The following is a 1299-nucleotide window of genomic DNA, read 5'->3' on the forward strand; positions in this document are numbered from 1 at the left end:
GAAGAAGGGGGGAAAAAAGAAGGAGGAAAGGGGGGAGAGGGAGGAAGAGGAGAGGAGAAGAGAGGGGAAGAAGGAGGAAAAAGGAGAAAAAGAAAGGAGAAGGGAGGAAGAAGAGAGGAGGGAGAGAGAGAAGAAGGGGGAGAGAAGAGAGGGGGAGGAAGGGGAGGAAGGGAGGGGGGGGAGGGAGAAAGAGAGAAGGAGGGGAAAGAAGGAAGAAGAAAAAGGAAGGGAGAAGAAGAGGGAGGAGAGAGAAAAGAGGAGAGAAGAGGAGAGGAAGGGGAGAAAGAGAGAAAGAAGGGAAAAGAAGGAGGAGAGGGAGGGGAGAGAAGGGGAGAGGGAGGAGGAAGAAAAGAAGAAAGAAGGGAAAAAAGGGGGGGAAAGAAAGGAAGGGGAGGGGAGAGAAAAGAAAAGAGGGGAAAAGAGAGAGAGAAAAAGAGGAGAAAGGAAGGGAAGAGGAAAGAGAAGAGGGGGAGAGGGGAGGGAGGGAGAGAGAAGGAGAGGAGAAAAAGGGGAGAGGGGAGAGAGAGAGAGAAGAAGGAAGAAAAAAAGGAGGAAAAAAAGAGAAAGGAAGAGGGAGGGGGAAAAGAAGAAGAAAGAAAAAAGAGGAAAGAGGGAGGGGAAGGGAAAGGAGAAAAGGGAGAGGAAAGGGAAGAGAGGAGGGAAAGAGGAAAGAAGAGAGAGAAGGAAAAAAGGGAAAGGGAGAGGAGAGGAAAAGAGAAGAAGAGAAAGGAGGGAAGAAAAGAGAAGGGGAAAAGGAAAAGGAGGGGGGGGGGGAGAAAGGAGAAGGGGAAGAGGAGAGAAAAAAGGGAAAGGGAGGGGGGGAGAGGGGGAAAGAGGGGGAAAGGAAAGAAAAGAAGGAGAAGAGGAGGAGAGAGGGGGGGGAGGGGAAGAGAGAGGAGGGGGAGAAGAGAGAAAAAAAAGAAGAGGGGAAAGGGGGAGAGGGGGGAAAGAGAAAAAAGAAAAAAAAAAGAAAGAGAAAAAAGAGGGGGGAGGGAGGGGGAAAAGGGAAAAAAGGAGGAGGGGGGGAAAGAAGGGAGGAAAAAAGGGAAGGAAGAAGAAGGAAGAAAAAAAGAGAAAAAGAGAAAGGAAAGAAGGGAAGAGAAAAGAGGAAGAGAAAGAGAAGAGAAAAAAGAGAGAGAAAGAAAGAGAGGAAAAAAAGAAAAAGAGAAAAGATAAAGAAATAAAAATTATAAATATAAAGAAAGAGAATAGAGAGATAAAGAATTTAATAGAAAAAGAAATGGATTAAGTAAGAAATAAAGAAAAAGATGTATTTAGTTTTATAAAGAATATATGGGC

General features: G+C 45.7%; 1 protein-coding gene. It reads left to right on the plus strand.

Annotated elements, in window-relative coordinates; all coding sequences use genetic code 11:
• The coding region (locus tag CYP28_RS10845) for a hypothetical protein (RefSeq protein ID WP_181000395.1) at positions 1 to 1249 on the plus strand (1249 nt) is incomplete at its 5' end.
• Positions 1250 to 1299: the final 50 nt, after the last annotated feature.

This window comes from Campylobacter concisus, from assembly GCF_002914195.1.
Lineage (GTDB): Bacteria > Campylobacterota > Campylobacteria > Campylobacterales > Campylobacteraceae > Campylobacter_A > Campylobacter_A concisus_M.